Source organism: Eggerthella sp. BIOML-A1 (assembly GCF_009875595.1).
In the GTDB taxonomy this organism is placed as follows: Bacteria; Actinomycetota; Coriobacteriia; order Coriobacteriales; family Eggerthellaceae; genus Eggerthella; species Eggerthella lenta.
Genome location: NZ_WWRZ01000006.1, coordinates 128,226 through 154,651 on the forward strand (window position 1 = coordinate 128,226; position 26,426 = coordinate 154,651).

The following is a 26,426-nucleotide window of genomic DNA, read 5'->3' on the forward strand; positions in this document are numbered from 1 at the left end:
GAACGGAGGGGAACCGTGGAATCGATCGCGCTGACCGAGGCGGTGTTCTACATCCTGCTCTCGCTCGACGAGCCGCTGCACGGCTACGGCATCATGCAAAACGCCGAGCGCCTGAGCAACGGCCGAGTGCGCCTGGCGGCGGGCACCCTGTACGGCGCGCTCGACACGCTGCAGAAACGGCGCTGGATCGAGCCGGCGCCCGGCGCAGGGTCGGGGCGCAAGAAGGAGTACCGGTTGACGGACGCCGGCCGCGATGCGGTGCGGGTCGAGCTCGACCGGCTGCGCGAGCTGGTGGGAAACGGCGAGGAGATCGTGGGGAGGTGGTCGGCATGAAGCGGGTCATGCACCGGCTGTTCTGGGCATGGGATTTCGACCGCGAGGAGGACTGGCTGAACGCCTGGGCCGCGCGCGGGCTGGCCCTCGTCGACGTATGCGGGATCCGCTACGTGTTCGAGGAGGGAGCGCCGGGGGAGTGCGAGTACCGTCTGGAGCTGCTGGAGCATACGGCGGGCAGCTCCGAGGGCCGCTGTTATCTGGACTTCCTGCGCGATCTGGACATCGAGTGCGTCGGAACGTACGGCCGCTGGGCGTACCTGCGCCGCCCGCGCGATGGCGCGCCCTTCGACCTGTTCTCCGACATCGACTCCAAGATCGCGCATCTGCGCCGCATCGAGGTGCTGGTGCTGGCCGTGCTCCTCGTCCAGGTGACGACAGCGGCGAGCCTGCTGCATAGAGGCGGTTTCCTGCCGGAAATGCTGCCGATCGCCGTGCTGTGGGCGGCGATCATGATCCTCATGGCGTGCGGGTTCGTCCGCATCGCCCGCAAGCTTCGACGGTTGAAGCGCGAGCGCGCCGTGCGCGAGTAACTACGCCCTAGGTTGTCATCCTGAGCGCAGCGCCGCAAGGCGGGGACGCGAAGGATCCCATGCGGCGCCAGCGGAAAGCGCCACGGCTGGCGCCGCATGGGATCCTTCGCGTCCCTGCTGCGCGGGGCCTCCCTGCGCTCGCTTTGCGTGCTCGGGAGCTTGACAGTCCGCTGGACTGTCAAATGCTGCGCTCGCCCGGGATGACGAAGGGGGCGCAGGATCAGCCCAGCCAGAGGCGATAGATGGTGGGCGGGTCGTAGTCGGCCAAAGCGACGCAGAAGCGAGACGGGTCGATGTTCTCGTAGGCCGCCGGATCGCGGAACGTCTTCTCGTAGACGAGGAAGGGGCGGGTGAGGGTGCGCGTCTCTCCCGGTTGGAGGACGAACCATTCGTCGGGGATGCTGTTTTGGACGAGCCCTCGGTCGGAAGGGGTGCCGTACAGCTCCTGCAGCAGATAGTTTCCCGAATCGCCGCCTCCGCCGTTGTCGAGCATGTCGTTGGCGCCGTTGAAGTCTTCGCTCCAAAGCTGCATGACGGGGAGATCCTGCTCGTATTCCATGGTGTTCGTCAGAGTCAGTTCGACGAGCATGATCTTGCATTCGTGCTTACGAGCCTCGGTGTACCCGGTCGTCAAGGCGTAATGGGGGTACCACTCCGCAAATGCGTCGAGGGAGACGGTTTTGGTTTCGCCGGGGACGATCTCGACGCCGTCAGAATCGTATATATAGTTGAATTCGCTTAGATAACGCTCGCGTTCCTCATCGGACCACGAACTTCGCTCTTCCTCACTCACGCTGAACCATTTCCCTCGGGTCAGGCTTTCAGTTCGGTAGGTTTGCCCGAAAGGCACGTCTACGATGCGCTCGGCCTCGTAGTTTCGGTTGCCCGCGGTGCTGATCGTCGAGGGAAGGGGTTCTCGATCCGTCGTCCGTTCGCGCGGCTCGCCGGGGGCGAACTGGAAGGCGAACCAGACGAGCGCGCAGGTGGCCGCCGCGATGCAGGCGGCGCCGATCAGGGTCCGTGCGATTCTGCTGCGTGCTGCGCTCATAAGGTTCTCCTTCTTCGTGTTCTTCCGCATCCAACCTAGCACGACCCTCGGCGATGCGGCAATGATGAAGTTTTTCATCACCGGTTCTGCCGGCCGCGCCGGGCGGCTTGCGCTATGCTGGGACGATCCAAGCGGCAAAAGGGAAGGAGCGGCGATGGTTTCGTGGTCGACGGTGGCGGTGCTGGCGCTGACGTGCGTCGTGTACGCCGCGTTCTGCGCGGCGGTGGTGCGGGCGTTTTTCCGCGCGCGCGTCAACCGCACGGCGTATCGGGCGGCGGGCGCGTGGGCTGCCTGCTTCGGCGTGACCCTTGTCGGATCGCTTATGGCGCTCGATGCGCGGGGCGTCGATGCGGCCGCGACGTTCGCCGCCTGCGCGTGTCTCTTGTCGTTCCCGTCGTGCCTGCTGCTCGAGCGCCGCTGGCGCAACCGCGACATGGCCGCTGCCGTGGCTTATCTGCAGCTCCATCGGCCGGCTCCCCGACCTGCAACGCCGGCTGCCGCGCCGGGGTCGGAATGGGGCACCGGCCTCGACGCCACCTGCGCGCGCCTCGCGCGCTCCTACGACCTGACGCGCCGCGAGGAGGACGTGCTGCGCCTGCTCATGGAGGGCCGCACGTTCGCCGAGGCCGCCGACGAGTTGGTGGTGTCGCTCAACACGGTGAAGAGCCACGTGCGCCGCATCTACGCGAAGATGGGCGTCAACGGCAAAGCCGATTTGCTGGAAAAGGTGTCATCGGCCATCTAGCCCCAACTGGGGCGCGCGGGACGGCTGCGCTTGGTGTACCATACGTTGGACGAAACGGCGCGGCGACGGCGGGGAGGTGCGCGCATGGCGCAGAGGGAACTTGCGAGCTATCGGGACAAGCTCGCTCAGACGAACAGGGAGGCGAAGGCCACGGCGGCAGCGCTGGCCGTCATCGTGGCGGTGTGGCTCGTGGGCGGGTTCGGGCTCGCAGGCTTCGACGTCCAGCTGTTCGGCACGCCTTTGTGGATAATCGCGGGGTGCATGGGCACATGGGTCGCCGCGGTCATCGCCGCCGTCGTGCTGGCGCGGTTCGTGTTCGCCGACTTCCCGCTGGACGACGAGGAGGGCCTTGATGGGTAACCTCGCCGCGCTCGTCCCCGTCGCGCTGTTCCTCGCGTTCGCCGTAGGGCTCAGCGTGGTCGTGCGCCATCGCACGCAGAGCGCGTCGGACGGCGGCGGCTTCGTGAAGGAGTACTTCATCGGCAACCGCGGCCTGGGCGGCTTCGTGCTGGCCATGACCACCATCGCCACGTACGGGTCGGTGAGCTCGTTCGTGGGCGGTCCGGGCCAGGCGTGGAGCATCGGTTTCGGCTGGGTGTACATGGCCGTGGTGCAGGTGACGGCGCTCGTTCTGCTGTACGGCATCGTGGGCAAGAAGATGGCGCTCATCGCGCGCAAGCTCGATGCGATCACGGTGGCCGACGTCGTCCGGGCTCGCTACGGATCGAACGCGCTCGCGAACTTGTCGGCCGCCATCGTCGTCGTGTTCTTCGGCGCCACCATGATCGCGCAGTTCGTGGGCGGTGCGAAGCTGTTCGAGGCCGTGACCGGCTACTCCTACGTGTTCGGCCTCGTGCTCTTCGGCGTTGCCGTGATTCTGTTCACCACCATCGGCGGCTTCCGCGGCGTGGCGCTGACCGATGCGCTCTGCGGCATCGCCATGCTCGTGGGCATCGTGGTCCTGGCCGCGGGCATCCTGGACGCCGGCGGCGGCTACGAGGCTATCATGGGTTCGATCGCGCAGAACCACCCCGAGATGCTGGAGCCCACGTCCGGCGGCAACATGCCGCCGTCGCTGTACCTTACCCAGTGGCTGCTCGTGGGCGTGTTCACGTTCGTCCTGCCGCAGTCGGTGGTGCGCACGATGGGGTACAAGGACGTGAAATCGCTCCACCGCGCCATGATCGTGGGCACCGTCATCATCGGCGCCATGATGATCGGCGTCACGGCGCTCGGCGTGTTGGCCGCTGGCGTGCTCACCGAGGATCTGGCGGCCTACGGCGGCAGCGTGGACAACATCATCCCGCTGGCCATCTCGCGGACGCTGCCGCCGGTGCTGGCGGGCATAGCTATCATCGGGCCGGTGGCCGCCTCCATCTCAACCGTGTCCTCGCTGCTCATCTCGTCATCCTCGGCGCTGGTCAAGGACGTGTGGATGCATTACGCCGAAGCGCGCGGCCGCCGCATGGGGGAGCGTGCGCTGTCCGTGTCGAGCCAGGCGGTTACGCTGGGGCTGGGCGCGGTGGTGTTCGTGCTGGCCGTCGTGCCGCCCGACGTCATATGGAAGATCAACATGTTCGCCTTCGGCGGCCTTGAGACGGCGTTTTTCTGGGTGATGGTGTGCGGCCTGTTCTGGAAGCGGGCGAACCGGACGGGTGCGCTGTGGTCGATGGCGGGCGGTACGCTGGCGTATTGCGCAACGATGGCGCTCGGCTTCAAAGTGGCCGATCTGCATCAGATCGTCATAGGCATCGTCGTGGCTGGCGTGTGCATGGTCGCAGGCTCGCTGGCCGGCAAGCAGGCGCCGGCCAGCCGCATGGAGGTGTTCTTCCCTGATTGCGACAGCGGCGCGGAGGCTGCGAACGGGTCCTCGACTCGCCGCGCGGGCTAGCGCCGCCGGCCGTCGCGTTCGTCGGGGTGTTCGTCGCGACGTTGTCGCGCGTCCTCGAACATCTGCCTGACGTCGTCTTCGCTCAGTCCCATCCGCTCTGCCGCACGGCCCATCTCGTCCATGCGCCGACGGTACTCGCGCACAACGCGCTCGGCCATGCGACGCCGCCGCTCTTCGCGATGCTGCAGAGCCTGCGCCAGCAGCGGGTCGTCTCCGTCGGGACGGGCATCGGGCGCCAGCTCGCGACGCGCCATCTCCTGTGCGGCCAGGTCGAGCGCCTCGTCGATGGCGCGCTTGCGGGCCGAGCGACGTTGCAGCAGCGCCGCTTGCTCCTCCCAGGACTCACCGTCTCGGCCGCGCTCCTCGCGCCGTGCCGCCAGCCGCTCGAGCGCCTCCTTGCGTGCCAGCATGCGCTCCAGCTCCCAGTGCTCGCGCAGGATGTCGCCGATGTCGCGCGGGTTGCGGCTGATCTCCTTCACGGCCTCGATGGGCTTCGCGTCGGCCACGCGATAAGTGAGCATGCCCATCAGCGGCATGAGGAACACGGTGATGGCGCCGGCGGCCACCAGCACGCTGGCCGTCTCCTGCGACATGGCGTTTGCGCTCACGGCTACCGAGGTCACCGCCACGATGATGGGCAGCGCCGTGGTGCAGTACAGGGCGATGGTCAAGCGGTTGTGCGTGGAGATGCTGCGCGTGTCCTTGCCGGTGGCGAGTGCGACGAATATGGGCACGGTGCGGATGAGCAGGAGCAGCACGATGAACCCGACCAGCACCACAGGCTGCTGGAACACGGCCATGAGGTCGATCTTCGCGCCCGAGGCGACGAAGAACACGGGGATGAGGAAGCCGTACGCCACGCCGTCCAGCTTATGCTCCAGCGCGTGATCGCCCTCGGGAATGATGTAGCGCAGCACGAACCCGGCGGCGAACGCGCCCAGCACGATGTCGAGGTCGAACGCCGCGGAGAGCGCCACCAGCCCCACCAGCAGCAGCACGGTGACGCGCATCATGGTCTGGGAGGTGCCTTCCGCGTTCTCGGTGAGGAAGTTGAACAGCTTGTGCCCGGCCTTCTTCGCCTTCGCGGGAACGACGGCCGCCACCACGCACAAGGCGACGAACGCGAGCAGGATGAGCACGGTCTTCCATTCCGCGCGCGTGGACAAGAGCAGCGCCATGGCCAGCACCGGGCCCAGCTCGCCCCAGGTGCCGTATGCGAGGACGGATTCGCCCACCTGCGTTCCCATGAGTCCGCGCTCCTTCAGGATGGGCATGAGCGTGCCCAACGCCGTCGTGGTCAACGCGATGGCGATGGCAACCGACTCGAGCTCGTTGGAAAACAGGCCGCTGGCGAAATGCACGAAGAGGAACGCCAGGACGATGGATACGCACCAGGTTGCCAGCCCGCGCTTGCCCTGGCTCCCGGTGAGGCTCTTCGGATTGATCTCGTAGCCGGCTAGCAGGAACAAAAACGCCAGGCCGAGGTCGGACAGCAGCCCCACCGCGTCGGTGAGCACGATGGCGCCCGTCATGTTCGGCCCCAGCAACGCGCCGGCGATGAGCAGGAACACCGTCTCGGGAACCAGCTTGTTGGGGATGAGTTTGGCGACGATCGGGCAGGCTGCCGCGACGAGCGCGATGATGGCGAGCGAAACGAGGTCGACGGTCATAGGTTGCCTTTCGTGCATGTTTGGCATAGGTGCAGGTAAACGTTGCTATTGTACACCCTCGGCTCCGCGCTGATCGTGGTATGCTAACGGACACGCAAAGCGCATCGGTTCGCTCGTCCGTTGAAAGGAACGCCCATGATCGTGACCACTACCCCCTCCGTCGAAGGCTACCGCATCACCGGCTACTACGGCATCGTGTTCGGCGAGGTTATCACCGGCATCAACTTCCTGCGCGATTTCGGCGCGGGCATCCGCAACATCGTGGGCGGCCGCAGCGAGGGCTACGAGCAGGAGCTTCTGCAGGCCCGCAACGAGGCTCTGCAGGAGCTGGAGCAGCGTGCGGCCTCCATGGGCGCGCACGCCGTGGTGGGCGTGGACATGGATTACGAGGTGCTGGGTCAAGGCAACATGCTCATGGTGACCGCTTCCGGCACCGCCGTGACCCTCGAGCAGGCGTAAGGGGCCGACGCGATGGGCGCAGCGAGGCGAAACGCAGGGCACGCGGGGGGTGCGCGGGATGCGAAGCGCGCGCCCCGCCGCGCCCCCTCGGCGTTCAAGCGGGAGGCGTACTTTGCGCTCGAGGACGTGCGGCGCGGCAACGCCGTCGCGCGCATCGTGGGCATCGCGCTGTTCGCGCTCATCGTCGCGAACGCGATCCTCGTGTTCGCCGAGACGCAGCCCGGCATCCCGGCCGGGGTGTCGGCGGCGCTTCTGGCTTTCGGGCTGGCGTCCAGCGTGTGCTTCGGCTTGGAGTACGCCGCGCGCCTGTGGACTGCCGACCTCGTCCATCCCGATGCATCGCCCGCTCGCGCACGCATGCGCTACGCGCTGTCGCCGATGGGGATCATCGACCTGCTGGCCTTCGCGCCCGGTCTGCTCGTGCTGTTCGTGCCCGTGTCGTCCTCCATGCTGAACGCGGCTCGCATCATCCGCCTCGTGCGCCTTATCAAGCTGTCGCGCTACATGCGCGGTCTGCGCTCCATCGCGCGCGTGTTCCGAAAGCGCCGTCCGGAGATCGTGGCGGCATTCATGGTGCTCGCCCTGCTCACCGTAACGGCCAGCGTGCTCATGTACGAAATCGAGCATCCCGTGCAGCCCGAGAAGTTCGACAGCGTGTTCACGGGCATGTACTGGGCGATGACCACCATCACCACCACGGGCTACGGCGACCTCGTGCCCGTCACGGCCGCCGGGCGCCTCGTCGGCTTCTGCACGATGCTCCTGTCAATCGGCGTGGTGGCCATTCCGGCCGGCATCTTCTCAGCCGGGTTCGTGTCCGAGTTCCGGGCTCAGGATGCGCGCGACCGGCTCGATGCCGACGCGTTGCAAGGAGGCTTCGACGAGCGCGCTGCGGAAGGCGGACCGGCCGAAGGCGGGGAAGCGGACCGCGACGCCTAGGGAGCCTGCGTCCCCGTCAGGCCCTCTGGCGCTCCGCACCCGCGCGCCTGGTCCGTCCGCGTGCGATTTTTCGGCACGCGGCACCCGCGCGCGGCCAAGATGCTTCACGTGAAATATTTGCTCTCAAGCGCCCGATTGCTTCACGTGAAATAATCGGGCGCGTCGAAGCGGGGTGCAGGGTGGAGCCCGTGGTGGCATAGGCTCTGCGGGAGGTCGCCCGCGCCCCCGCTCGCGCCGCCTCCGCACGTCTCCGCATGGCAGAGATTGCACGCTATGCACGATTCGCCGCCATCGCCGTTTCTTCCGACCTGGGTTTTCTTCCTGCGCCTTTGACGACGGGCCCAAATAATCGTGCATAGCGTGCAATCTCTGCCATCCCGCTTGCCAGCCCGTCGTCAGGCCGATGCTGAAGCGAGCCCATTCGCGTCGGACGCGACGGCTTGCCCTCCCGCCCCGCGCGCCCCGCGCTCCGCCTGCCCGTCCCGCGCGCCTCGCGCTCCGCCCGCGAGTCCCGCCCCCGCATGCCGCGAAAGAGGGGCACCGGGATCGAGCCGCCCTTGGCGTACCACTAGAAACAGCGAAGGGCCCGAATGTTTCACGTGAAACACCTGTTCTCAAGCACCAGATTGTTTCACGTGAAACATTTGAGCGCATCAGGGTGCCTCGAGGCGAGGAGGGATCGGAGCCGGATCGCGTCGCCCGCGCGGGCTCCGCCGGTTCTGCGCATCCGTGGTGCGGTGGGGGCGCGGGCGCGGTTCTACACGGGCGAGAGCGCGGCGCAACGCCCTGCGGCTTCTACACGGGTGCGTGAGCGGCGCGACGCCCTGCGGCTTCGATGCGGGCGCGGGCGCGGCGTGACGCCCTGCGGCTTCGATGCGGGCGAGAGCGCGGCGTGACGTCCTGCGGCTTCGGCGCGGGCGCGCCGCTGTGCGCGTCGGACAACTGCGCGGGAAGAGGGCCGCATGCGCAGGCCGTTCGTGCGAACGGGACGCCTTGCGATGCGGGTGCGCTGAGCCGGCCTTTACGCTTCCAGGTAGGCTTGGAGCGCGGGCCAGCGACGGGCCGCTTCGGCGTAGCCCTGCTCGTAGAGTGCGAACAGCTTGTCGGCGTCGCGCTCCATGCTGCCCACGGTAACCGGCTCGGGAGGCCTGATGAGGAACAGCTTTCCGGCATCGTGCAGGCGAGGCAGCGCGCGGTAGGTGCGGTTGTACTCGTAGTGGCGGTGCTGCAGGCGCTCGAGGTAGTGGGGGTACAGCCCATAGCGCTGGCGCAGGATGGCCATGAGCTTGTTCGGTCCTTTCACGTAGTCGGCCGCCTGCGTGAGCACCACGATGTGCTTGCGCGCGCCGGTCAGCATCGAGTACACGATGGGCACGCTGTCGCAGGTGCCGCCGTCCAGCAGCAGCTTGCCGTCGACGTCCACGATCTGGCTGACCAGCGGCATGGACGACGACGCGATGAGGTAGGGCAGGTCGGCCAGCGAGTCGGCGAAGGGGTGGTAGTCCGCCTCGCCGGTGACGAGGTCGCTGGAAACGGCGATCAGCTGCATGGGCGACTGGTCGAACCCGGCGTAGTCGAACGGCTCCAGGCGGTTGGGGATCTCGTCGAAAGCGAACTCGCGCCCGCAGGCGTTGCCGGTGCGCACGAAGCTCTTCATGGACAGATAGCGCCAGTCGTCGCAGTACTTCGTGTTGAGGTAGCACGTGCGCCCGTCTTCGCCGGCCACGTAGTTGTAGCCGCACAGCGCACCCGCCGACACGCCGATGACGCGCTCGCAGAACAGCTTCTGATCCATGAAGAAGTCCAGCACGCCGGCCGTGAACTGGCCGCGCATGGCGCCGCCTTCCAGCACGAGGTTCACCGGGACGGTGCCGTGTCCGCGCCAAGCGGGCACGTGCGACGATGCGGGCGAGGAGGCGGGTGCTGCGGAGGCGTGCTCGGTCGTTTCGCTCATGCGGGTTCCTTTCTGTGCGTCGTCTCCGATTATATCTCAGCGCGCCCGCCCCTCGAGCATTCGCAGGCAAGACGTGCAACAAGGCCGCCGTCTGTGGAGCAACGATGGAGGAGACCGTCCTCGACGACCGTTCACCGGGCGAAAATGTCGGGAATGTCGAGATTCATGCTCCGAACCGTAACAATTTGATGCACAGTTGAGCAAACGCGTTTACAATACGATGCGAACAAGAATTGCCGCGGGTGAGAGATGCGCGCGGCCCCTACAAAGGAGGCTTTAACATGAGCGAGGTCGTTTCTTCTTCCGATTTCCAGTCCAAGGTGCTTGATGCGCAGGGTCCCGTTCTCGTGGACTTCTTCGCCACGTGGTGCGGTCCGTGCAAGATGCTCGCGCCCACGCTCGACGAGGTTGCCGCCGAGACGGCCGGCAAGGCAGCCGTCTACAAGCTCGACATCGACCAGAGCCCCGACATCGCGCAGAAGTACGGCGTCATGAGCGTGCCCACTCTCATGGTGTTCGAAAACGGCCAGGTGAAGAACCAGGCCGTGGGCGTGCAGCCCAAGCAGAACATCCTCTCGATGATCGGCTAGCTTCTTCCTCGGCCTGAGGCAGCGAAGCCCTCTCCGCTCGGAGGGGGCTTTTTTGCGCCCGCATGCCGGATGTCGCCCGGGCTTACCGGTCGTCTGCGGGATCGCGCGGCGTTTCCCCCACCACCCAGGCGCGATGGCAGTCCCAGCGTCCTGTTTCGTCCGATGCCGTCAGAAGGTAGTTTCCCACCACCGCCTGAGGCTCGATGCCTTGGCGGGAGGCTTCGGCGAACAGCGCGGCGGCGTTGCTGGCGTCGGCAGTGGGGGACACTTTGAGCAGGCACTCCCGGCAGGTCGTCTCGTCGTGCGCGCTCGATCGGCGCCAAAGCACGGCACCGTCCTGCGCGCCTGCGTCCACGGCCGACTCGTAAACCTCGTCAGGCTTGTCCGCAAAGACGACCACCCCGTAGCGCCAGGGCTCCTCCACGAGCAGCTTCCAGGGAGCCGCGGCATCGTAGTCGATGGCGCTCAGGCTGCCGATGGCCGGGGAGCCGGGCTGCATGCCCGCCCGTCGCAGCTCCTCGGCTTTCGCGTTGAGCGCGCGCTGGCGGGCGAGGCGCGCCTTCGTGGCTTCCAGCTCGGCGATGCGCTGCTCGACGCCGTCCTCGGTGCGCGCGAGGGCCTCGTCCAGGCTGCGCGCCGAAAGCGCTCGGTACCCCCGCAGCTCCTTGACCGGCACGCCCAGTTTGCGGTAGAACGCGATCTCGCTGGCCTCGATGAGATCATGCAGCGAATACTGGCGGTAGCCGTTCGCTTCGCCCCGTCCGGCTTGCACGAGGCCCTCGCTTTCCCAATAGCGCAGCGTGGAGGAGGCGACGCCCAGGTAGCGGGCTGCTTCTTTGATGTCGTAGAGGCGGGGCAAGGTCATGGGCGCGTTCCTTATCGATGGTCTGAAGATTCGGCGAATCCCGCACATTGCGGGCTTTACCTTAAAGCAGCTTTAAGGTTTAGAGTACCATGCGGAAAAAATCTCAGCAAATTGCATATCGGAGCGACATGACATGATTACCAGAGGCATGCTCAAAGAGTATTTGAAATACATCGTCCCCACGATGATCACGTTCACGTTGGGCGGCGTGTACAGCATCATCGACGGCGTGTTCGTGGGACACGCGGTAGGAGACGCGGGCCTGGCCGGCATCAACGTGGCCTTCCCGCTGGTGGCGTTCATCATGGCCGTGGGCACGGGCGTCGGCATGGGCGGCGGCGTGATCTCGTCCATCGCGCGCGGCGCCGGAAACGAGGCGAAGGCGCGGCGCGCCATGGGCACCACGCTCACGATGCTCGCGCTGTCCGCCGTGCCCATCATGGCGCTGCTGTTCACGCTGGCGACGCCCATTTGCGAGCTTTTAGGAGGCCAGGGCGAGACGCTGGCGCAGGCGGCGGCGTACACGGGCGTCATCGCCTGGGGCGTCCCGTTCCAGATCCTCGTGACCGGCTGCACGCCGCTTATCCGCAACCAGGGGAAAGTGGCCTACGCGATGGCCGTGCAGGTGTTCGCCGGCTTGATGAACGTGGCGCTTGACTACGTGTTCGTCATCTTGCTGGGCATGGGCACCGCCGGTGCGGCGGCGGCCACCGTGGTCTCGCAGGTTTCGGCGTTTCTGCTGGTGCTGGGCTTTTTCCTGAAGAGGGAGAACCGCATCGCCGTGGCCGACTTGCGTCCCGACCGGCATATCGCGCTGCATGCGCTGCGGTTGGGGCTGGCGCCGTTCGGGCTGACCCTTTTGCCCGAGGCCACGGTGGTGGCCATCAACGTGAACCTGTCGATGTACGGCGGCGAGCAGGCGCTGGCGGCCTACGCAGTGGTGTCGTACACCGCCTGCGTCATCCAGATGCTCATCCAGGGCGTGGGCGACGGCTCGCAGCCGCTCATCTCCAAGCACTACGGCGCGGGCGACGCCGACGGCGTGCGCCGCTTCCGCAACACGAACTACCTGATCACCATCAGCCTGGGCGTGTTGGGGTTGGCGGCCATGTACTTGCTGCGGAATCAGGTGCCGCTGCTGTTCGGGGCGTCCGACGAGACGGCGGGGCTCATCGCGTACGCGCTGCCCGTCTTCTCCACCGCGTACGTGTTCTACGGGTTCACCCATGCGTCCACTTCGTATTTCTACGCGGTGGACGACGCGAAGGCGTCGAGCGCCATCGTGTACGGCGAGGCGCTGCTGGTCGTTCTCATCGTGTTCGGCGCGGCGCGCCTGTTCGGGCTCGACGGCATCTGGCTGTCGGTGACCGCCGTGCAGATGGTGCTGTCCGTGGCGGCCGCCGCTCTGCTGCGCTACCGTCATCGCGCGCGTCGGCCCGATCGCGCGGCAGAGCCTGCGGCAAGCGAGGCCTGCTAGCGGGCGCCCTGTCATCCTGAGCGAGCGCAGGGAGGCCCCGCGCAGCGGGGACGCGAAGGATCCCGTGCGGCGCCAGCGGGGAATCTCACGGCTGGCGCCGCACGGGATCCCTCGGCTTCGCCGCTTCGCTCAGGATGACAAGGGGGCTGTCGCCCGCCGTCGCTTCGCTCAGGATGATGCGGAGTCGAGCTCTTTCTCGACGAGGGGCTTGAGGTAGCCGTAGCCTTCGGCATCCATGCGCGCGTAGGGCACGAAGCGCAGCGCTGCGCTGTTGATGCAGTAGCGCAACCCGCCCGTCTCGGCCGGGCCGTCGGTGAACACGTGGCCGAGATGAGCATCGCCCGCACGGCTGCGGACCTCGGTTCGATAGGTGCCCAGCGTCCGGTCGAGGCGCTCGGTGACCACCTCGCGCGCGATGGGGCGCGAGAAGGCGGGCCAGCCGCATCCGGCATCGAACTTGTCGGACGAGGCGAACAGCGGCTCGCCGCTGGTCACGTCCACGTAGATGCCTGGTTCGAACGTGCGGTCGTAGGCGTTGCGGAAGGGCGGCTCGGTAGCGTTCATGCGCGTAACGCGGTACTGGTCGGCCGACAGCATGCGGCGCAGCTCGTCGTCGGAGGGGGCGGCGTAGCCCGCCTCGCGGATGAGCGCGTCCACGTCCGCATCTGCAAGGCCGTCTTCGTCGCGCGGCCCGTCTGCGCGACGCGACACGGACGGCGCGGGGATGTTCTCGCGCTCGACCGCGCCCGCCGTCGCGGCGCCCTCGCCCAACGCGAGCGGTTCGCACAGCCCGTCCACCTGCACGCAGGCCCGGCCTTCCTCGAGTCCCATGCGTTCGGCGAACGCGTCGGCGCTGCGAACGTCGATGTGGCAGTAGCCGCCCGGGTTCTTCTCGAGGTAGTTCTGGTGGTACTCCTCGGCGGGGTAGAAGCCGTCGAGCGGCTCCACCTCGGTGACGATGGGGCTCGTATAGCGCGCCTGCTGGCGCAGCAGCGACGCCTCGATGGCGGGCAGGTCGGCCTCGTCGGTCCAATAGATGCCCGAGCGGTACTGGGTGCCGCGGTCGTTTCCCTGACGGTCGACCGACGTGGGGTCGATGGCCTCGAAGAAGGCGTCCAGCAGCACGTCGGTGGGCAGCACGCGCGGGTCGTAGGTTACGGCCACGGTTTCGGCGTGACCCGTGTTCCAGCGACATACGTCGTGATAGCTGGGGTTCTCGGTGGAACCGTTCGCGTAGCCGACGACGGTTCCGCGAACGCCCGGCAGTCGTTTCAGATAGGCTTCGAGCCCCCAGAAGCATCCTCCGGCAAGATACAGGGTGCGTAGCTCGGCGGGGGTTTCGCTCTCCGCCGAATCCGCGTTCGTCATGTTGCTCGCGTGATTCATGCCCGGTCCTTTCGATAGCGATCGCATTCATGGTAGTGCGGAGGGGGCGGACGCGGGGCGCATGCTGGAATCCGTCACGCATGCGTTGCCGGTCGCGCTCCGTTCCTGCCGTTTTAGCGCATATTGGTGCCAAGTTTGTGACATTTAGGCGACGTACCTTATACTTACACTCGGAAAACACGGATACCCGCGAAACCAGGAGGCATGCATGACCGAGGAAACCGCGAGCAACGAAACATCTGCCGCGTGCAAGGCGGCATCGACGAACGACGTCATCGACGTCGCCGTCATCGGAGCCGGTCCGGCCGGGCTCACGGCGGGACTGTACGCCGCGCGCGCAGGCTTGAACGTGGTGCTGTTCGAGCGCATCTCGCCGGGCGGACAGCTTGCTCAGACCGAGCACATGGAGAACTACCCGGGCTTTCCCGAGGGAACGGGAGGCTTCGAACTGGCCTTCGCTATGAAGCAGCAGGCCGATCGTTTCGGCGCGAGCAACGTCGGCGAAGAGGTGGTGTCGGTCGACTTCACCCAGAACCCGAAGGTTCTGACCACCGCGTTCAACGAGTACCGCGCCAAGAGCGTGATCATCGCCACGGGCGCGCGCCCGCGCAAGCTGGGACTCGAGCTGGAGGAGGACCTGCAAGGGCGCGGCGTGTCGTACTGCGCCACGTGCGACGGCAACTTCTTCCGCGACAAGGAGGTCATGGTGGTGGGCGGCGGCAACACGGCCGCAGGCGACGCCATCTATCTGTCGCGCATCTGCAAGAAGGTGTACCTCGTGCACCGTCGCGACAAGCTGCGCGCCACGGCCATCTACCACAAGCGCCTGGAGGACCTGCCGAACCTCGAGTTCGTGTGGAACGCCGTGCCCCGCAAGCTCGTGGCCGACGAGGGCAAGCTGGCCGGCGTGCGCCTCGAGATGCTCGAGACGGGCGAGGAGCGCGACATCGCGGTGGACGGCCTGTTCGTGGCCGTGGGCACCGAGCCCAACACCGAGTTTCTGGGCGGCGCGCTGCAGTGCGACGAAACGGGATACATCGTGGCCGATGAGTCGTGCGCGACCGAGGTGCCCGGCGTGTTCGCCGCGGGCGACGTGCGCACGAAGTTCCTGCACCAGGTGGTGACCGCGGTATCCGACGGCGCCGTCTGCGCCGAAGAGGCCGCAGAGTATCTGGCGATCTAGGATAAGATGCGGATCGACGGTCGATCTGCTATCATAAACCAGTTACAGCATAGGCGCCCGCTCCGCATGCTTGGAGCGGGCGTTCTTGGCGCGCGGGGCGCGCGAGCACGGGAACCACGTCGAAAAGGACAGCACCCATCATGCAGGATAACGATATGCGCGAGAAGCTGACGAAGATCATCGAAGCCTACGAGGATGTGCAGGCGAAGATGGGCGATCCGGCAGTCCTCGCAGATCAGAAGGAATACAACCGCCTGGCCAAAGAGTACGCCAACCAGGGTCCTCTGGCGAAGAAGGCGCGCGAGTACGTGCAGGCGGCCGACGATCTGGCCGAAGCCAGGGAGATGCTGGCCGATCCGGACATGAAGGAATTCGCGTTGGAGGAAATCGCCGGCATCGAGGCGAAGCTGCCGGCGCTCGAAGAGGATATCAAGTTCATGCTGATCCCGGCCGACCCGGCCGACGACAAGGACATCATCGTAGAGATCCGCGCAGCTGCCGGCGGCGACGAGGCGGCCATCTTCGCGGGCGAGCTGTACAAGATGTACGAGCGGTTCGCGAGCGCGCAAGGCTGGAAGACCGAGACGATGGACATGTCGGCCTCCGAAGCCGGCGGCTTCAAGGAGATCCAGTTCAAGGTCAAAGGCGACCACGTGTACTCGGTCATGAAGTTCGAGAGCGGCGTGCACCGCGTGCAACGCGTTCCGAAGACCGAGAGCCAGGGCCGCATCCACACCTCCACGGCCACCGTGGCCGTGCTGCCCGAGGCCGACGAGGTGGAGGTCGAGATCAACGAGAACGATCTGCGCATCGACGTGTACCGCGCCGGCGGCCCGGGCGGCCAGTGCGTGAACACCACCGACTCGGCCGTGCGCATCACGCACCTGCCTTCGGGCCTCGTGGTGCAGTCGCAGGATCAGAAGTCGCAGCTGCAGAACAAGATCGCGGCCATGGCCGTGCTGCGCGCCCGTCTGTACGAGAAGATGCTGGCCGAGCAGCAGGCCGCCGAGGGCGCGAAGCGCCTCGCGCAGATCGGATCGGGCGACCGCTCCGAGAAGATCCGCACGTACAACGGCCCGCAGGATCGCGTGACCGACCACCGCATCGGCTTCAACGGCACGTACAACGGCGTGCTTCTGGGCGACGGCTTGGGAGACGTGATCACCGCTCTGCAGGCCGCCGACCGCGCGCAGAAGCTGGAAGCCGCGGTCTAAGGGTTCCGCCGTTCTGCGAACGGCGGAACCTGCCGACGCTGCGGGGTGGGCTCGCATTCTCTAAAACCTGTAACATTTTTGTTGCAGGTTTTATTGATTTGCATCCTTTTCACGCTATTCACTTACTATACTTAGCTGAATAACGCACAAGGAGGCCGTATGAGAATTTTGAGCATCACCGTCGGCGGATTTAGGAATATCGAGAAAACGACGTTCGAGCTGGGAGGAATCGTCGGCCTGGTTTCTGCGAACAATTATGGGAAGACTAACGTGCTCGATGCTATCTCCTTTGCAATCGATTTTATGCAGGCGAGCCTTCGCGAACGTTCGAACATGATGGGGGTTGTGGGATGCATGCCGCTTTCTCCTAAGCTCGCTGACGATTGCTTCACGTTTGCCATCGAATTGGAGGATCCTGATCTGGGCGAATACCGTTTTGTGCGCTACGGATTCTCTTTTGCTTGGGCGAAAGACGATGGCGGAGGTCGTTCTATCGTCGATGAAACCCTTGAGATCAACTCCAAACGCGGTGGTTTATGGTCGAGTTATTTGAAAAGGTCCGAGGGGAAGTTTCGAGCAAGCCATGATACCCGCTATTTCCGCTCGATGAACCTTGAAGGCTCGCAACTTGCGATCGATGTTCTCACATCCATTGACGACATCGACATCAATCCTGCCATCAGGCTGATCAAGCAGGTGTCATGCGGCGTATGCGATTCTCTTGACGCTGCGGGCCGATACAGTTCGGTGCCGTTCGAGTTCGTCGATTCGTCTTCCGAAGAACAGGGCGTCATGTTTGACGATGACGATCTTCCTCGTGCGCTCTATCGGCTTAAGCTTGCCGATCCGGAACGATTCGAAACCTTTCGATATGCAGTGCTTGCATTGTTTCCCGATTTCGAGGACATCTCCGTGAACGCTTACGAGGTTCGTCAGGAGACAAAGGACCGTCTCGGCTTCTTTGGCGCGACTGTCTCTCCTGAAGGGGCGGATGGCCTTCGAAGCGATGGCGTTCCTTTCCATATCAGAGATGAGCTGTACAAAGTGAGCGTTTCCAGCAGGCATTTGAATCAGCCGGTGAATATCTCGATGATGTCCACGGGAACGAAGCGCATGATCTGGCTTATTGCCAACGTTGTCATTACGGGTAGACAGGGCGCGAGCTTGATCGGTGTCGAAGAGATCGAAACGAGTATCCATCCTCGCATGATTCAAGAGTTGTTGGAGATCATTGACGAGAATCTTGGAAATACAGGAATGATCGTCACCAGCCATTCTCCGTATTTGATCCAGTATTTGAAGCCGAGATGCCTGTACGTCGGCGTGCCGAATGAGGAAGGAATCGCTTCGTTCAAGAAAGTGCGCGACCAGGCTATGCCCTCTCTTATGAAGGCAGCGCGAGAGCGTGGATTCGGATTCGGCGAGTATCTTTTCAGCTTGATGTCCTCCGACGAGGATGGAGCGTTGGTTTTGTCCTCTTATTTGGAGGATTGACATGACCGGTAGTGTTCGGACGTTCGAGCGGGGCATCGCGCTTATCGTGGAGGGCGCGACCGAAAAGATGTTCTATCAAGTGTATTTGGAGCGATGCTGCGATGCTTGTCCACCTGCTCATATGGATAAAGAGCTGCTGGACGGGGATGTGTGCTTCGTGATTCGAGGCTGCTCACACGGAGAGCGGCTCGTCATGTTTCATAGCATGGACACGATAACCCAGATGCCCAACGCGGGAGCTTGGTTCAATCGAGCTTGCAAAGGGAAGTTCCCGGCTGTTCCGTGGAGTGTTTTTCTTTGCTATGACGCCGACGAGTATAATCATCCCGTCTCCAAGTTTCGTGAAGGCGACTGGGCTCGGTTGCGTGAGGAAATCGAGGAAGGTGCAGAAAACGTTTTCGATTTGGCCGCCGAAGCTGATATCGAAGATGTTCTTATGTGCGATTATGCAGGCGTTCTTGCCTGGTTGCTTCTTGCGCCTGACACTCCGGTTCCTTCAGGCAGGAACGGCAAGAATAAGCTTCGCAGACTGTTTCAGTTGTCGGGAAGACGTGGCGCCTATCATGCAGGAGAGCGTTCTCGAGGGTTCGTTGAATCGCTCGATATGGCGCAGATCGAAGCGCAGGTCCCTTTCGATCTGGGCGAGCTGAGACGCCGCGTGTTCGAACCTGTCATATTTGACCTATGAAAACGTACAGGTTTTAGATTTTAATTAAGATCGACCAGGCAATATTCTGAAATGAAAGACAGACCTGTTAGTTTTACATGACGTTTGATGTGGAGAGTAAGATAGTGAACGACATCTGGACCATTCAGGCCGCCCTTGATTGGACGGTGGGCTACCTCGAGCGCAAGGGCGACGAGAACCCACGGCTGTCCGCGCAGTGGCTGCTGTCCGAGGCGACCGGCCTTTCCCGCATCGAGCTGTACGCGAATTTCGAGCAGCCGCTGTCGATGGGGGAGCGCGATGTGCTGCGCGCCTACGTCACGCGCCGCGGCAAGGGCGAGCCTCTGCAGTACATCACGGGCGAGGTCGGTTTTCGCCATATCACGGTGAAGGTTCGCCCCGGCGTGCTGATCCCGCGCCCCGAGACCGAGGTGCTGGTCAGCGATGCCTTGGCCTTGCTGCCGCCGGTGCCGAAACGGGTGGCGCAGCATGCATGGTCGGAAGACGACCTTCCCCCTGCCACTTGGCCGGAAGGCGAAGCCGGGGAGCAACGCCCCGAGCGAACGGCCGACCAGGGCGTCGCCGAGGATGGATCGACGCCGGGCGTCGCCCCGGGTGAACCCGTTCCCGAGCCCGCCCCGCTCCTCGTGGCCGACCTCTGCACCGGCTCCGGCTGCATCGCCTGCTCCGTCGCCTGCGAGCATCCGCTCGCGCGCGTGGTGGCCACGGACATCGCGCCCGAGGCCGTCGCGCTCGCCCGCGACAACGTGGCTGCCCTCGATCTGGGCGATCGCGTCGAGGTGCTGTCGTGCGATCTGGGCGAGGGCGTCGATCCTGCGCTCATGGGCGCATTCGACCTGGTCGTGTCCAATCCGCCGTACGTGCCCACGGCCGTCATGGACGACATCCCCCGCGAGGTGGCCGAATTCGAGCCTGCGCTCGCGCTCGACGGCGGCGCCGACGGGCTCGACGTGCTGCGCCGCCTGCTTCCCTGGTGCCGCCGCGCCCTCAAGGAGGGCGGCGGCTTCGCCTTCGAGCTGCACGAGACCTGCCTGGACGAGGCCGCCCGCCTCGCCGAAGAAGCCGGCTTCTCCGATGTTCGCGTCACGGCCGATCTCGCCGGGCGCCCCCGCGTCCTCACCGCCCGAAAGCGCGCCGTGTAGGACGGATCTTCGGGGCGGCGCGGTTTCCGCGCGAGCCCCGGCGCTTCCGGCAGGACGCGGCGTCCCGCGCGGGCGGGACAGGCTTATGCGCTGCCGGTTGCACGGTTTCGCCCTCGGATGTGCGGCAAAAACGAGGTTTTGGCAGTCATCGGCTGGTTCCCAGCTCCTTCTTCGAAGGATGCCGAAGCGAAACCCCAGGTCGCGGTTCGCGATCCCTGCAAAACGCGGTGCCCGAGCGGGTCGTCGGTGCCAAAACCTCGATTTTGCCGCACGTGACCCCAGCGAAACGGTGCGCGAGGCCCGCCAGCGCCGCCTCCGCGCAAAATCGGCGCTCGTGGAACCCGCCGGACCTGCCGAACCCGTGCCGAACCCGCCGAGATCGCTGCTGCGAGCGTCCGTCCGTCCCGGACACTCGCGCGTGGACGGCTATAATAGGACGGAACCTACGAACGGAGGGCTTCCATGCTTGAACGCAACATCCTCGACGACAACCTGACGCTTTCGGCCTACGTGCTGCGCCAGCGGCTGGAAGGCCGCGAACCGACGATCGGCCTCGTGCTGGGCTCGGGCCTGAATCCGCTGGCGAACGAGATCGCCGATGCGGCGAGCATCCCCTACGCGGAGGTGCCGCGCATGAAGACGAGCACGGCCGAAAGCCATGTGGGCCGCTTCGTCTGCGGCACGCTGGGCGGCAAGTGCGTGCTGGCCATGCAGGGTCGTCTGCACGCCTACGAGGGGAACAGCGCCCAGGAGGTGGCCTACCCGGTGTGGCTCATGGAGCGCTTGGGCGTGCGCACGCTTATCACCACGAACGCGGCCGGTGCGCTCAACCCGAACTACGAGGTGGGCGATTTCTGTATCATGGCCGATCAGATCAATTTCACGGGGCGCAATCCCATCGCCGCGCCCGACCCGGCGAACTTGTCGGACCGCTTCTTCTCCATGCTGGACGCGTTCGACCCCGAGCTGCGCGCCATCGCCCACGACGTGGCGGCCGAGCGCGGCGTGCGGGTGCGAGAGGGCGTGTACCTGGGCGCGCTCGGACCCAGCTTCGAGACGCCGGCCGAGATCCGCATGTTCCGTTCGTGGGGCGCCGATACGGTGGCGATGAGCGTGTGCGAGGAGGTCATCGCCGCGCGGCACGTGGGGATGCGCGTGCTGGGCATCTCGCTGGTGTCGAACATGGGCTGCGGCATCGAGGGCGCAAGCCCCACGGGGCTTGAGGTGCTGGACGTGGCGAAGACGCGCGAGGGCGATTTCTCGCGCCTGATCACGGGCATCGTCGAGCAGCTGTAGTAGGAGAGGGGGAGCCGCCGCGAAGGAGCGGTTGCGAAGGGGGAGCGCCGGCGCGAGCGGCTGCGCAAGCGCCGGCGCTCCGCGCTGGCGTCTTACGCCTCCAGCAGCAGATCCCCCTCGGCGATGAGGCCGGCCTTGCGCATGAGCGCGCCCACGGCCCAGGCGATAAGCGCCGGCAGAACGAAGCAGACCAGCGCGAGGCCGATCCAGTCGAACGCGCCGGGCGCGGCCGCCCCGGCCTCCATGCCCGATATCCAGCCGGTGTACACGCCGATGGGGCCCACGAGCCCGCACGTTCCCATGCCCGATGCCACGGCGGGTCCGTTCTGGCTCAGCTGGAACACGCACGTGGCCACCGGCCCGGTGACGGCCGAGGCGACGATGGCCGGCACCCAGACCAGCGGCTTCTTCACGATGTTTCCCATCTGCAGCATGGAGGTCCCCAGGCCCTGCGACAGCAGGCCGCCCCAGCGATTCTCGCGGAAGCTCAGCACGGCGAAGCCCACCATCTGGGCGCAGCACCCTGCCAGCGCCGCGCCGCCCGCGAGCCCCGTCAGCCCGAGAGCGGCGCAGATGGCCGCCGACGAGATGGGCAGCGTCAGCGCGATGCCGATGACAACCGACACGATGACGCCCATGAAGAAGGGCTGCAGCTCGGTGGCCCACATGATGAACCCGCCCACCGACGAGGCCAGCGCGCCGATCCACGGCGCCGCGACCAGCGCCAGGCCGCAGCCTCCTAGGATGGTGACGGCGGGCGTGACGATGATGTCCACCTTCGTCTCCTTGGACACGGCCTTGCCCAGCTCGGAGGCGACCACGGCGATGACCAGCACGGCCAAGGGACCGCCCGCGCCGCCTGCGTCGTTGGCGGCGAAGCCCACGGCGGCCAGCGAGAACAGCACGAGCGGCGGGGTGTGCAGCGCGTATCCGATGGCGATGGCCATGGCCGGCCCCGCCACGCTTTTGGCGAACGTGCCGATTTGGTTGAAGAACGCCAAGCCCGAAAGATCGCCCACGGTGCTCAGGATGGTGCCGATGAGAAGCGAAGCGAACAGGCCCTGCGCCATGGCCGACAACGCGTCGATGGCGTAGCGTTGGAAAGTGACCTCGATATCCTTGCGCTCCAGAAATGCTGCGACAGTTGATGCCATGATGCCCCGTCCCCCTTGGTTCGACCTGCATGTTCGTATGAGGAACCATAGTAGGCGAAACGGGCGGCGCGGGGAACCGTTGATTCCCGATCGGCGGCAATTCCGCCTGCGCGCGGCGCGTTTTGAAAGGAAAAACCCGAGCAGGGACCGTGCCATTCGGGACGCCCTTTTGAGCGTTTGGGGATGCGGGGCGCGAGGGGCGCGCATTCGGGTACAATCGGAGGCCGACTGAGACACCGAGAAGAGATGCGGGAAGCGAACCCTATGAACCAACGACTTGCATTGCACGTGCTGGCCAGCGGAAGCCGCGGCAACGCGGCCGTAGTCGAGGATACCGCCACGGGCAAGGGCGTTCTCGTGGATTGCGGCATCTGCAAGCGCGATTTCTTCGCGCGTTGCGACGAGGCCGGGTTCGATCCGGCGAACCTCGAGGCCGTCCTCATCACGCACGACCATACCGACCATACGAAGGGCCTCGGCGTGGTGCTGCGCGGCCTGGCGAAGCTGGGCATCGAGCCCGCGGTGTTCGCCGACGACGCCGTGCGCGCGGCCAGCAAGGAGATCATCGTGCTGGAGGGCGCATGCGACCTACGGGCGTTCTCCTCGGGCGACGCGCTGTCGCTGGCGGGCATGCAGGTGCACGCCTTCCGCACGTCTCACGACGCGGCATCGTCGTGCGGGTTCCGGGTCGAGGCCGACGGAGACGCGGTGGGGTTCATGACCGACACGGGCATCGTCACCGGCGAGGCCGACGAGGCGTTGCGCGATGTGCGCATCCTCGCACTGGAGAGCAACCACGATGTGCAGATGCTCAAAGACGGGCCCTACCCGTATCCGGTGAAGCGGCGCGTGGGCTCGGATACGGGCCACTTGTCGAACGTGCAGGCCGCAGACGAGCTGGAGGCGCTGTTGAGCGACGCGCTCGAGCAGGTGGTGGCCATGCATATCTCGCAGAACAACAACACGTACCGTCTGCCCGGCGAGGCGCTGACCGCTGTGGTTCGGCGCGCCGGGCATCCGGCAACGGTGCAGGTCGCGTACCAGACCATGCTGATGAGCGCGCGCTGAGGCGCGCTCCGCTCAGGATGACAGGAGGGCCGGATCCTGAGCCAGCGCTACATGATCCGCTGCATGCGGGCGATCTGCGCGAAATAGACGATCGAGGCTACGACCTCGACGGCGATGATCGTGAGCACGCCGGCCGTGCTGATCTGCTCGAAGGCGTACAGCGCGAGCGCCGCCAAAGGCGCGAGCACGGAGAACGCCTCGAAGGCGCGCAGTCCCGCTTTCCCGTTGATGGCGCATTGCGCTCGTCGCCCTGCTCGATGATCTGCTGCGGCGTGGGCTTGTGGGCCAGCGCGAAGGCGCCGCAAACGAGCAGCGCGGCCGCGCATCCGGCGAAGCCCCACACGCCCTTCGCGGCGATGGGCAGGACCGAGGAGATCCCGCCGAGGTCGAGAGCCAGCGCGACGGCGACGATCGCGCAGGCGATTCCGATGGACAGCGTGAGGGCAGCGGACTTCCTATTCATGGTCTTCCTCCTGGTAGATGAACACGTCTTCGATCTGCAAGCCGAAGCGGCGGGCTATTTTGAACGCGAGCAGGATGGAAGGGTTGTAGCGTCCCTTCTCGAGCGAGCTGATGGTCTGGCGCGACACGCCCAGCTCCAACGCGAGATCCTCTTGCTTGATGCCGCGCGCCTTGCGGATCTCCTCCAACCGGTTCTCCATGGCGCTCCTCTCCGATGCGAATATGTAAAGCTAGCTTTCCATCAAGTATAGACCCCTGCGCCAGCAATGTAAAGCATGCTTTCCATAAAAGAAAAGCGCGCCCATCGGGCGCGCTGAATGGCGGGGAGAGCGGCGGACTTTACTCGGCCGCCGTGTAGGACCAGAGGCCGGTGGCTTGCGAGATGATCTCGTCGAACGTCCAATGGCGGCTTGTCCGATCGCGGCTGAGCGGATCGACTACCGCCAGTTCGCCGTGCTCGTCGATGCCGGTGACCACGATGTAGGTGTCCGACGATCCGAACGAGCCTGCTTTCATGGAGGCGATGATGGGACGGTCTCCCACGAGCTCGCGTCGCATGGCCAACTCGTTCGCATCGATCTCCCGCGATGCGAGCCCTAGTTGGGCTGCGCCGTCGGTCAGGAGCCCGGTGGCTTCAACGGTGTCGGCATAGCCGCTGCTCTGCGAGAGGGAGGCCACTTCGACGGGCCCCACGCTGGCGTCCCCGGTGGCTTCGATGTGCACCATGGCCAGGCACAGCGGGGCGGCGCCCGCATCGCCGACGGTCCTCGATCCGTAGGGGCGATCGGCCCATTGCGGGTCGTCCTGATACAGGGTGGGCACGACGCCTTGTTCCCATGACGATCGAGGGGTGCTGAAGCCGTCTTCGGCGGTGGCGGCGTCGGCCGATCCTATGAGGGGAAAGGCTCCGTCGTCGATCGCGGCGGACAGGGCGTGCGCGGCGAAGATTCCGAGAAACGCAGACAGGACGGCGACGAGCACCATGGCGAACACCGCTTTGAGCATGCGCTGCGGCTCGACGCTTCGGCTTGCTTGGCTGGCGGCGGTGGTTGAGCTTGCGCATACGGGGCGCACCGTCTCGGAGGGAGCGTAGGTCCTGATGCAGGTGGAACGTTTCGGCGCGGATGCGTAGCGGATGCCGTGCGTGCGGTTCGGGAGGCTGCGGCGTTCCGTCGCGTACGGGTCGGAGCGGTAATCGGAGCTGGCGCTTTGGGAAACGAAATAGAGTAAGCCTCGATACGGCATGAACGCCTCCTTTCGGATAGAGGGGTGAAGATAGGTCGAACCGCTCCTCGCGCTCGGCGGGAAGCGGTTCTCGGGTTCGTTCGCGTGAGGCGAGTCTAGTCGCCGTATGGGGTTTCTCGTGCGAGCTGGGACGATCGTTTCCCCTCTATGGGCGATCGGTCAGCAATCCGACAAGTTATCGGCTGGGATGCAAAGGTATTCGAAATGATGGAGGTGCGCCGGGGAGGACGAGTTTCCGGCTTCGGTTACTCGATCACCCAGGTTCCGAGGAGGGCGAAGTGGTCCGAGCCCTGCACGTTGACGGTCTCGAGATCGCCGACGGACATACCGCTGTTCTTCGAGTACACGATGTGGTCGATCTCGATCATGGGCGGCACGGGAACCATGGCATAGTGGGGTTCCGACGGATACGTCATGTGGAAGCCTTCGCCCGCTTGCTCGGAGGCGTCCACCAGCGTGTCTCCCAGCATCTTGCGGTAGCGGGAGTGATCCCAGGTGGAGTTGAAGTCTCCCATGATCAGGTATTCATCGCTGTATCGGCGCAAGGTTCCCAAGTTGGTGAGGCTCTCGTTCCAGAAGCCGAGCGTGCCCGTCTTGGGCGATGTGGGATGCGCGCTGACGAGGCGCACCTCGTGGGATCCGGCGGTTATCGTGCAGGCCGGCACGGCAGATCCGGTGAGGGGCAAGATGCTTTCCGAAGCGTTGCGCATGGGCGCGAGCGTGTAGATGACGTTGACGCCGCCGTTGTCGCCCGCTCCTGCCAAGCCGATGACGCGCGAGGGCAAAAGCTCGTCCAGTCCGGCGGCGGAAAGCCGTTCGATCAGCGAGCCGCTGACCTCTTGCATGGCGAGTACTTCCACGTGCTGGTCGCGGACGATCGAGACGATCTGCTCGGCATCGGCGTTTCCGTTCTTCGTGTTGAGCGTCATCACGCGCATGACGGTGTCTCGCGGGGTGGTCTGCTCCGGGACGGCTTCGACCGCCTCCTCGGCGATGCGGGGCGCGGGCAAGAAGAAGCCGACATGCCACACGATCTGGCAGACAAGGCAGAGAACGGTGACGGCGGAAAGTACTTTCCGCCTGGTCAACGCTGCGATTATGAGAACGAGGACGCTGAGAAGGGCCAGCCACGGGATGAATGCTGCCGCCTCCGGGATGAGCCTGCCGTTGCTCAGGGCTGAAGGTGCGAAGCGTGCGGCCATGATGACGACAACGCATGCCGTGACCGCCCATAGCAGCGTCGATATCGCTATGCGGACGGGGGAGCGTCGGGGCCGCTGCGTCGAGGTCGTTTTGCTATGCGCCGGTGCCGGGTTCATAATCGCTCCTGCTTTGTTTTCGGATATTTGCAGATACCAATTTATCATCCGAATCGTCATCGTGTGACGGAAAATCGCCGCTCATCTTTCAAATGGCCATGAACGCCCGTTTCGGGCGCACGAACGCCTTTTCCGTCTGAGCGAGATGCGTCGGAAAGACGAGCGGCTGGCCGCATGCCTTGCAAAGCGACATCGAGACCTCGCGGCGTCCGTCAAGATTGAGATGATGGAGAAGCTTATAAATTATGGAGAACTCGGGGGGGGGGGGGGG

27 protein-coding genes are annotated in these 26,426 nt (G+C 65.2%); 16 read left to right on the forward strand and 11 right to left on the reverse strand.

The window, feature by feature from the left end:
• Positions 1 to 15 precede the first annotated feature (15 nt).
• Together GT590_RS08510 and GT590_RS08515 are read left to right on the forward strand one after the other, a co-directional pair.
• Complete coding sequence (locus GT590_RS08510; RefSeq protein ID WP_009304232.1) at positions 16 to 333, forward strand: PadR family transcriptional regulator; 318 nt, start codon at positions 16 to 18, stop codon at positions 331 to 333.
• The gene (locus GT590_RS08515; protein ID WP_009304233.1) at positions 330 to 866 is read left to right on the forward strand and encodes a DUF2812 domain-containing protein; all 537 of its coding nucleotides are present in this window, start codon (positions 330 to 332) and stop codon (positions 864 to 866) included. Before GT590_RS08510 ends, GT590_RS08515 begins: the two co-directional genes overlap by 4 nt.
• 220 nt (positions 867 to 1,086) lie before the next feature.
• Here the strand turns inward: GT590_RS08515 and GT590_RS08520 are convergent, their stop codons facing one another.
• Positions 1,087 to 1,914: a hypothetical protein gene (locus GT590_RS08520; RefSeq protein WP_226844377.1), complete on the reverse strand. Its 828-nt coding sequence runs from the start codon at positions 1,912 to 1,914 to the stop codon at positions 1,087 to 1,089.
• Positions 1,915 to 2,068: 154 nt separating this feature from the next.
• Here GT590_RS08520 and GT590_RS08525 point away from each other — a divergent pair, with 154 nt between their 5' ends.
• The 3 genes from GT590_RS08525 (at position 2,069) to panF (ending at position 4,550) form a co-directional block, all read left to right on the forward strand.
• Positions 2,069 to 2,659: a response regulator transcription factor gene (locus GT590_RS08525; RefSeq protein ID WP_009608274.1), complete on the forward strand. Its 591-nt coding sequence runs from the start codon at positions 2,069 to 2,071 to the stop codon at positions 2,657 to 2,659.
• Between the two features lie 84 nt (positions 2,660 to 2,743).
• Entirely contained in the window at positions 2,744 to 3,019 is a 276-nt protein-coding gene (locus GT590_RS08530; protein ID WP_009304236.1) for a YhdT family protein, read from the forward strand.
• Positions 3,012 to 4,550 carry a sodium/pantothenate symporter gene (panF, locus tag GT590_RS08535; RefSeq protein ID WP_009304238.1) on the forward strand — a complete coding sequence of 513 codons (1,539 nt, stop codon included), beginning with the start codon at positions 3,012 to 3,014 and terminating at the stop codon, positions 4,548 to 4,550. Before GT590_RS08530 ends, panF begins: the two co-directional genes overlap by 8 nt.
• Here panF and GT590_RS08540 read toward each other — a convergent pair.
• On the reverse strand, positions 4,547 to 6,220 hold the full coding sequence (locus tag GT590_RS08540) for a cation:proton antiporter (RefSeq protein WP_009304240.1): 1,674 nt from the start codon (positions 6,218 to 6,220) through the stop codon (positions 4,547 to 4,549). The genes panF and GT590_RS08540 overlap by 4 nt on opposite strands.
• A gap of 135 nt (positions 6,221 to 6,355) precedes the next feature.
• On the opposite strand from GT590_RS08540, the gene GT590_RS08545 reads away from it, so the two are divergent.
• Complete coding sequence (locus tag GT590_RS08545) at positions 6,356 to 6,679, forward strand: putative heavy metal-binding protein (RefSeq protein ID WP_009304242.1); 324 nt, start codon at positions 6,356 to 6,358, stop codon at positions 6,677 to 6,679.
• Between the two features lie 12 nt (positions 6,680 to 6,691).
• Positions 6,692 to 7,618, forward strand: a complete 927-nt coding sequence (locus GT590_RS08550) for an ion transporter (protein ID WP_009304244.1) — start codon at positions 6,692 to 6,694, stop codon at positions 7,616 to 7,618.
• A 1,021-nt stretch (positions 7,619 to 8,639) separates the two neighbouring features.
• Here GT590_RS08550 and GT590_RS08555 read toward each other — a convergent pair.
• Positions 8,640 to 9,572 carry a patatin family protein gene (locus GT590_RS08555; RefSeq protein WP_021409942.1) on the reverse strand — a complete coding sequence of 311 codons (933 nt, stop codon included), beginning with the start codon at positions 9,570 to 9,572 and terminating at the stop codon, positions 8,640 to 8,642.
• A 281-nt stretch (positions 9,573 to 9,853) separates the two neighbouring features.
• Here GT590_RS08555 and trxA point away from each other — a divergent pair, with 281 nt between their 5' ends.
• The gene (gene trxA / locus GT590_RS08560) at positions 9,854 to 10,162 is read left to right on the forward strand and encodes a thioredoxin (RefSeq protein ID WP_009304247.1); all 309 of its coding nucleotides are present in this window, start codon (positions 9,854 to 9,856) and stop codon (positions 10,160 to 10,162) included.
• A gap of 82 nt (positions 10,163 to 10,244) precedes the next feature.
• Here the strand turns inward: trxA and GT590_RS08565 are convergent, their stop codons facing one another.
• Positions 10,245 to 11,027: a MerR family transcriptional regulator gene (locus tag GT590_RS08565; protein ID WP_009608283.1), complete on the reverse strand. Its 783-nt coding sequence runs from the start codon at positions 11,025 to 11,027 to the stop codon at positions 10,245 to 10,247.
• A 133-nt stretch (positions 11,028 to 11,160) separates the two neighbouring features.
• On the opposite strand from GT590_RS08565, the gene GT590_RS08570 reads away from it, so the two are divergent.
• Complete coding sequence (locus GT590_RS08570) at positions 11,161 to 12,504, forward strand: MATE family efflux transporter (RefSeq protein ID WP_009304249.1); 1,344 nt, start codon at positions 11,161 to 11,163, stop codon at positions 12,502 to 12,504.
• Between the two features lie 168 nt (positions 12,505 to 12,672).
• Here the strand turns inward: GT590_RS08570 and msrA are convergent, their stop codons facing one another.
• Entirely contained in the window at positions 12,673 to 13,890 is a 1,218-nt protein-coding gene (gene msrA, locus GT590_RS08575) for a peptide-methionine (S)-S-oxide reductase MsrA (protein ID WP_161171006.1), read from the reverse strand.
• Positions 13,891 to 14,098: 208 nt separating this feature from the next.
• Between msrA and trxB the strand changes: the two genes are divergently transcribed.
• From trxB to GT590_RS08605, 6 genes are all read left to right on the forward strand, one after another.
• Positions 14,099 to 15,073 (forward strand): thioredoxin-disulfide reductase, encoded by a 975-nt coding sequence (gene trxB, locus GT590_RS08580; RefSeq protein WP_009304251.1) that lies wholly within the window; start codon positions 14,099 to 14,101, stop codon positions 15,071 to 15,073.
• A 140-nt stretch (positions 15,074 to 15,213) separates the two neighbouring features.
• Positions 15,214 to 16,287: a peptide chain release factor 1 gene (prfA, locus tag GT590_RS08585; protein WP_009304252.1), complete on the forward strand. Its 1,074-nt coding sequence runs from the start codon at positions 15,214 to 15,216 to the stop codon at positions 16,285 to 16,287.
• A gap of 159 nt (positions 16,288 to 16,446) precedes the next feature.
• Positions 16,447 to 17,781, forward strand: a complete 1,335-nt coding sequence (locus GT590_RS08590; RefSeq protein WP_161171007.1) for an AAA family ATPase — start codon at positions 16,447 to 16,449, stop codon at positions 17,779 to 17,781.
• A 1-nt stretch (position 17,782) separates the two neighbouring features.
• On the forward strand, positions 17,783 to 18,469 hold the full coding sequence (locus GT590_RS08595; protein WP_086414514.1) for a hypothetical protein: 687 nt from the start codon (positions 17,783 to 17,785) through the stop codon (positions 18,467 to 18,469).
• A gap of 104 nt (positions 18,470 to 18,573) precedes the next feature.
• Positions 18,574 to 19,611, forward strand: a complete 1,038-nt coding sequence (locus GT590_RS08600; RefSeq protein ID WP_086414515.1) for a HemK/PrmC family methyltransferase — start codon at positions 18,574 to 18,576, stop codon at positions 19,609 to 19,611.
• A gap of 462 nt (positions 19,612 to 20,073) precedes the next feature.
• Entirely contained in the window at positions 20,074 to 20,907 is an 834-nt protein-coding gene (locus GT590_RS08605; protein WP_009304254.1) for a purine-nucleoside phosphorylase, read from the forward strand.
• A gap of 92 nt (positions 20,908 to 20,999) precedes the next feature.
• Here the strand turns inward: GT590_RS08605 and GT590_RS08610 are convergent, their stop codons facing one another.
• Positions 21,000 to 22,061 carry a PTS transporter subunit IIC gene (locus tag GT590_RS08610; RefSeq protein WP_086414516.1) on the reverse strand — a complete coding sequence of 354 codons (1,062 nt, stop codon included), beginning with the start codon at positions 22,059 to 22,061 and terminating at the stop codon, positions 21,000 to 21,002.
• 264 nt (positions 22,062 to 22,325) lie between these two features.
• On the opposite strand from GT590_RS08610, the gene GT590_RS08615 reads away from it, so the two are divergent.
• On the forward strand, positions 22,326 to 23,129 hold the full coding sequence (locus GT590_RS08615; RefSeq protein ID WP_009304256.1) for an MBL fold metallo-hydrolase: 804 nt from the start codon (positions 22,326 to 22,328) through the stop codon (positions 23,127 to 23,129).
• Positions 23,130 to 23,176: 47 nt separating this feature from the next.
• Here the strand turns inward: GT590_RS08615 and GT590_RS14535 are convergent, their stop codons facing one another.
• From GT590_RS14535 to GT590_RS14380, 5 genes are all read right to left on the reverse strand, one after another.
• Positions 23,177 to 23,317, reverse strand: a complete 141-nt coding sequence (locus tag GT590_RS14535; RefSeq protein WP_227791434.1) for a hypothetical protein — start codon at positions 23,315 to 23,317, stop codon at positions 23,177 to 23,179.
• 267 nt (positions 23,318 to 23,584) lie between these two features.
• Positions 23,585 to 23,791: a helix-turn-helix transcriptional regulator gene (locus GT590_RS08625; protein WP_009304258.1), complete on the reverse strand. Its 207-nt coding sequence runs from the start codon at positions 23,789 to 23,791 to the stop codon at positions 23,585 to 23,587.
• Positions 23,792 to 23,930: 139 nt separating this feature from the next.
• Positions 23,931 to 24,836: a papain-like cysteine protease family protein gene (locus GT590_RS08630; protein WP_161171008.1), complete on the reverse strand. Its 906-nt coding sequence runs from the start codon at positions 24,834 to 24,836 to the stop codon at positions 23,931 to 23,933.
• Positions 24,837 to 25,081: 245 nt separating this feature from the next.
• Positions 25,082 to 26,155 carry an endonuclease/exonuclease/phosphatase family protein gene (locus tag GT590_RS08635; protein ID WP_015760828.1) on the reverse strand — a complete coding sequence of 358 codons (1,074 nt, stop codon included), beginning with the start codon at positions 26,153 to 26,155 and terminating at the stop codon, positions 25,082 to 25,084.
• A gap of 88 nt (positions 26,156 to 26,243) precedes the next feature.
• On the reverse strand, positions 26,244 to 26,426 hold a 183-nt coding region (locus GT590_RS14380; protein WP_205217244.1), incomplete at its 5' end, for a hypothetical protein.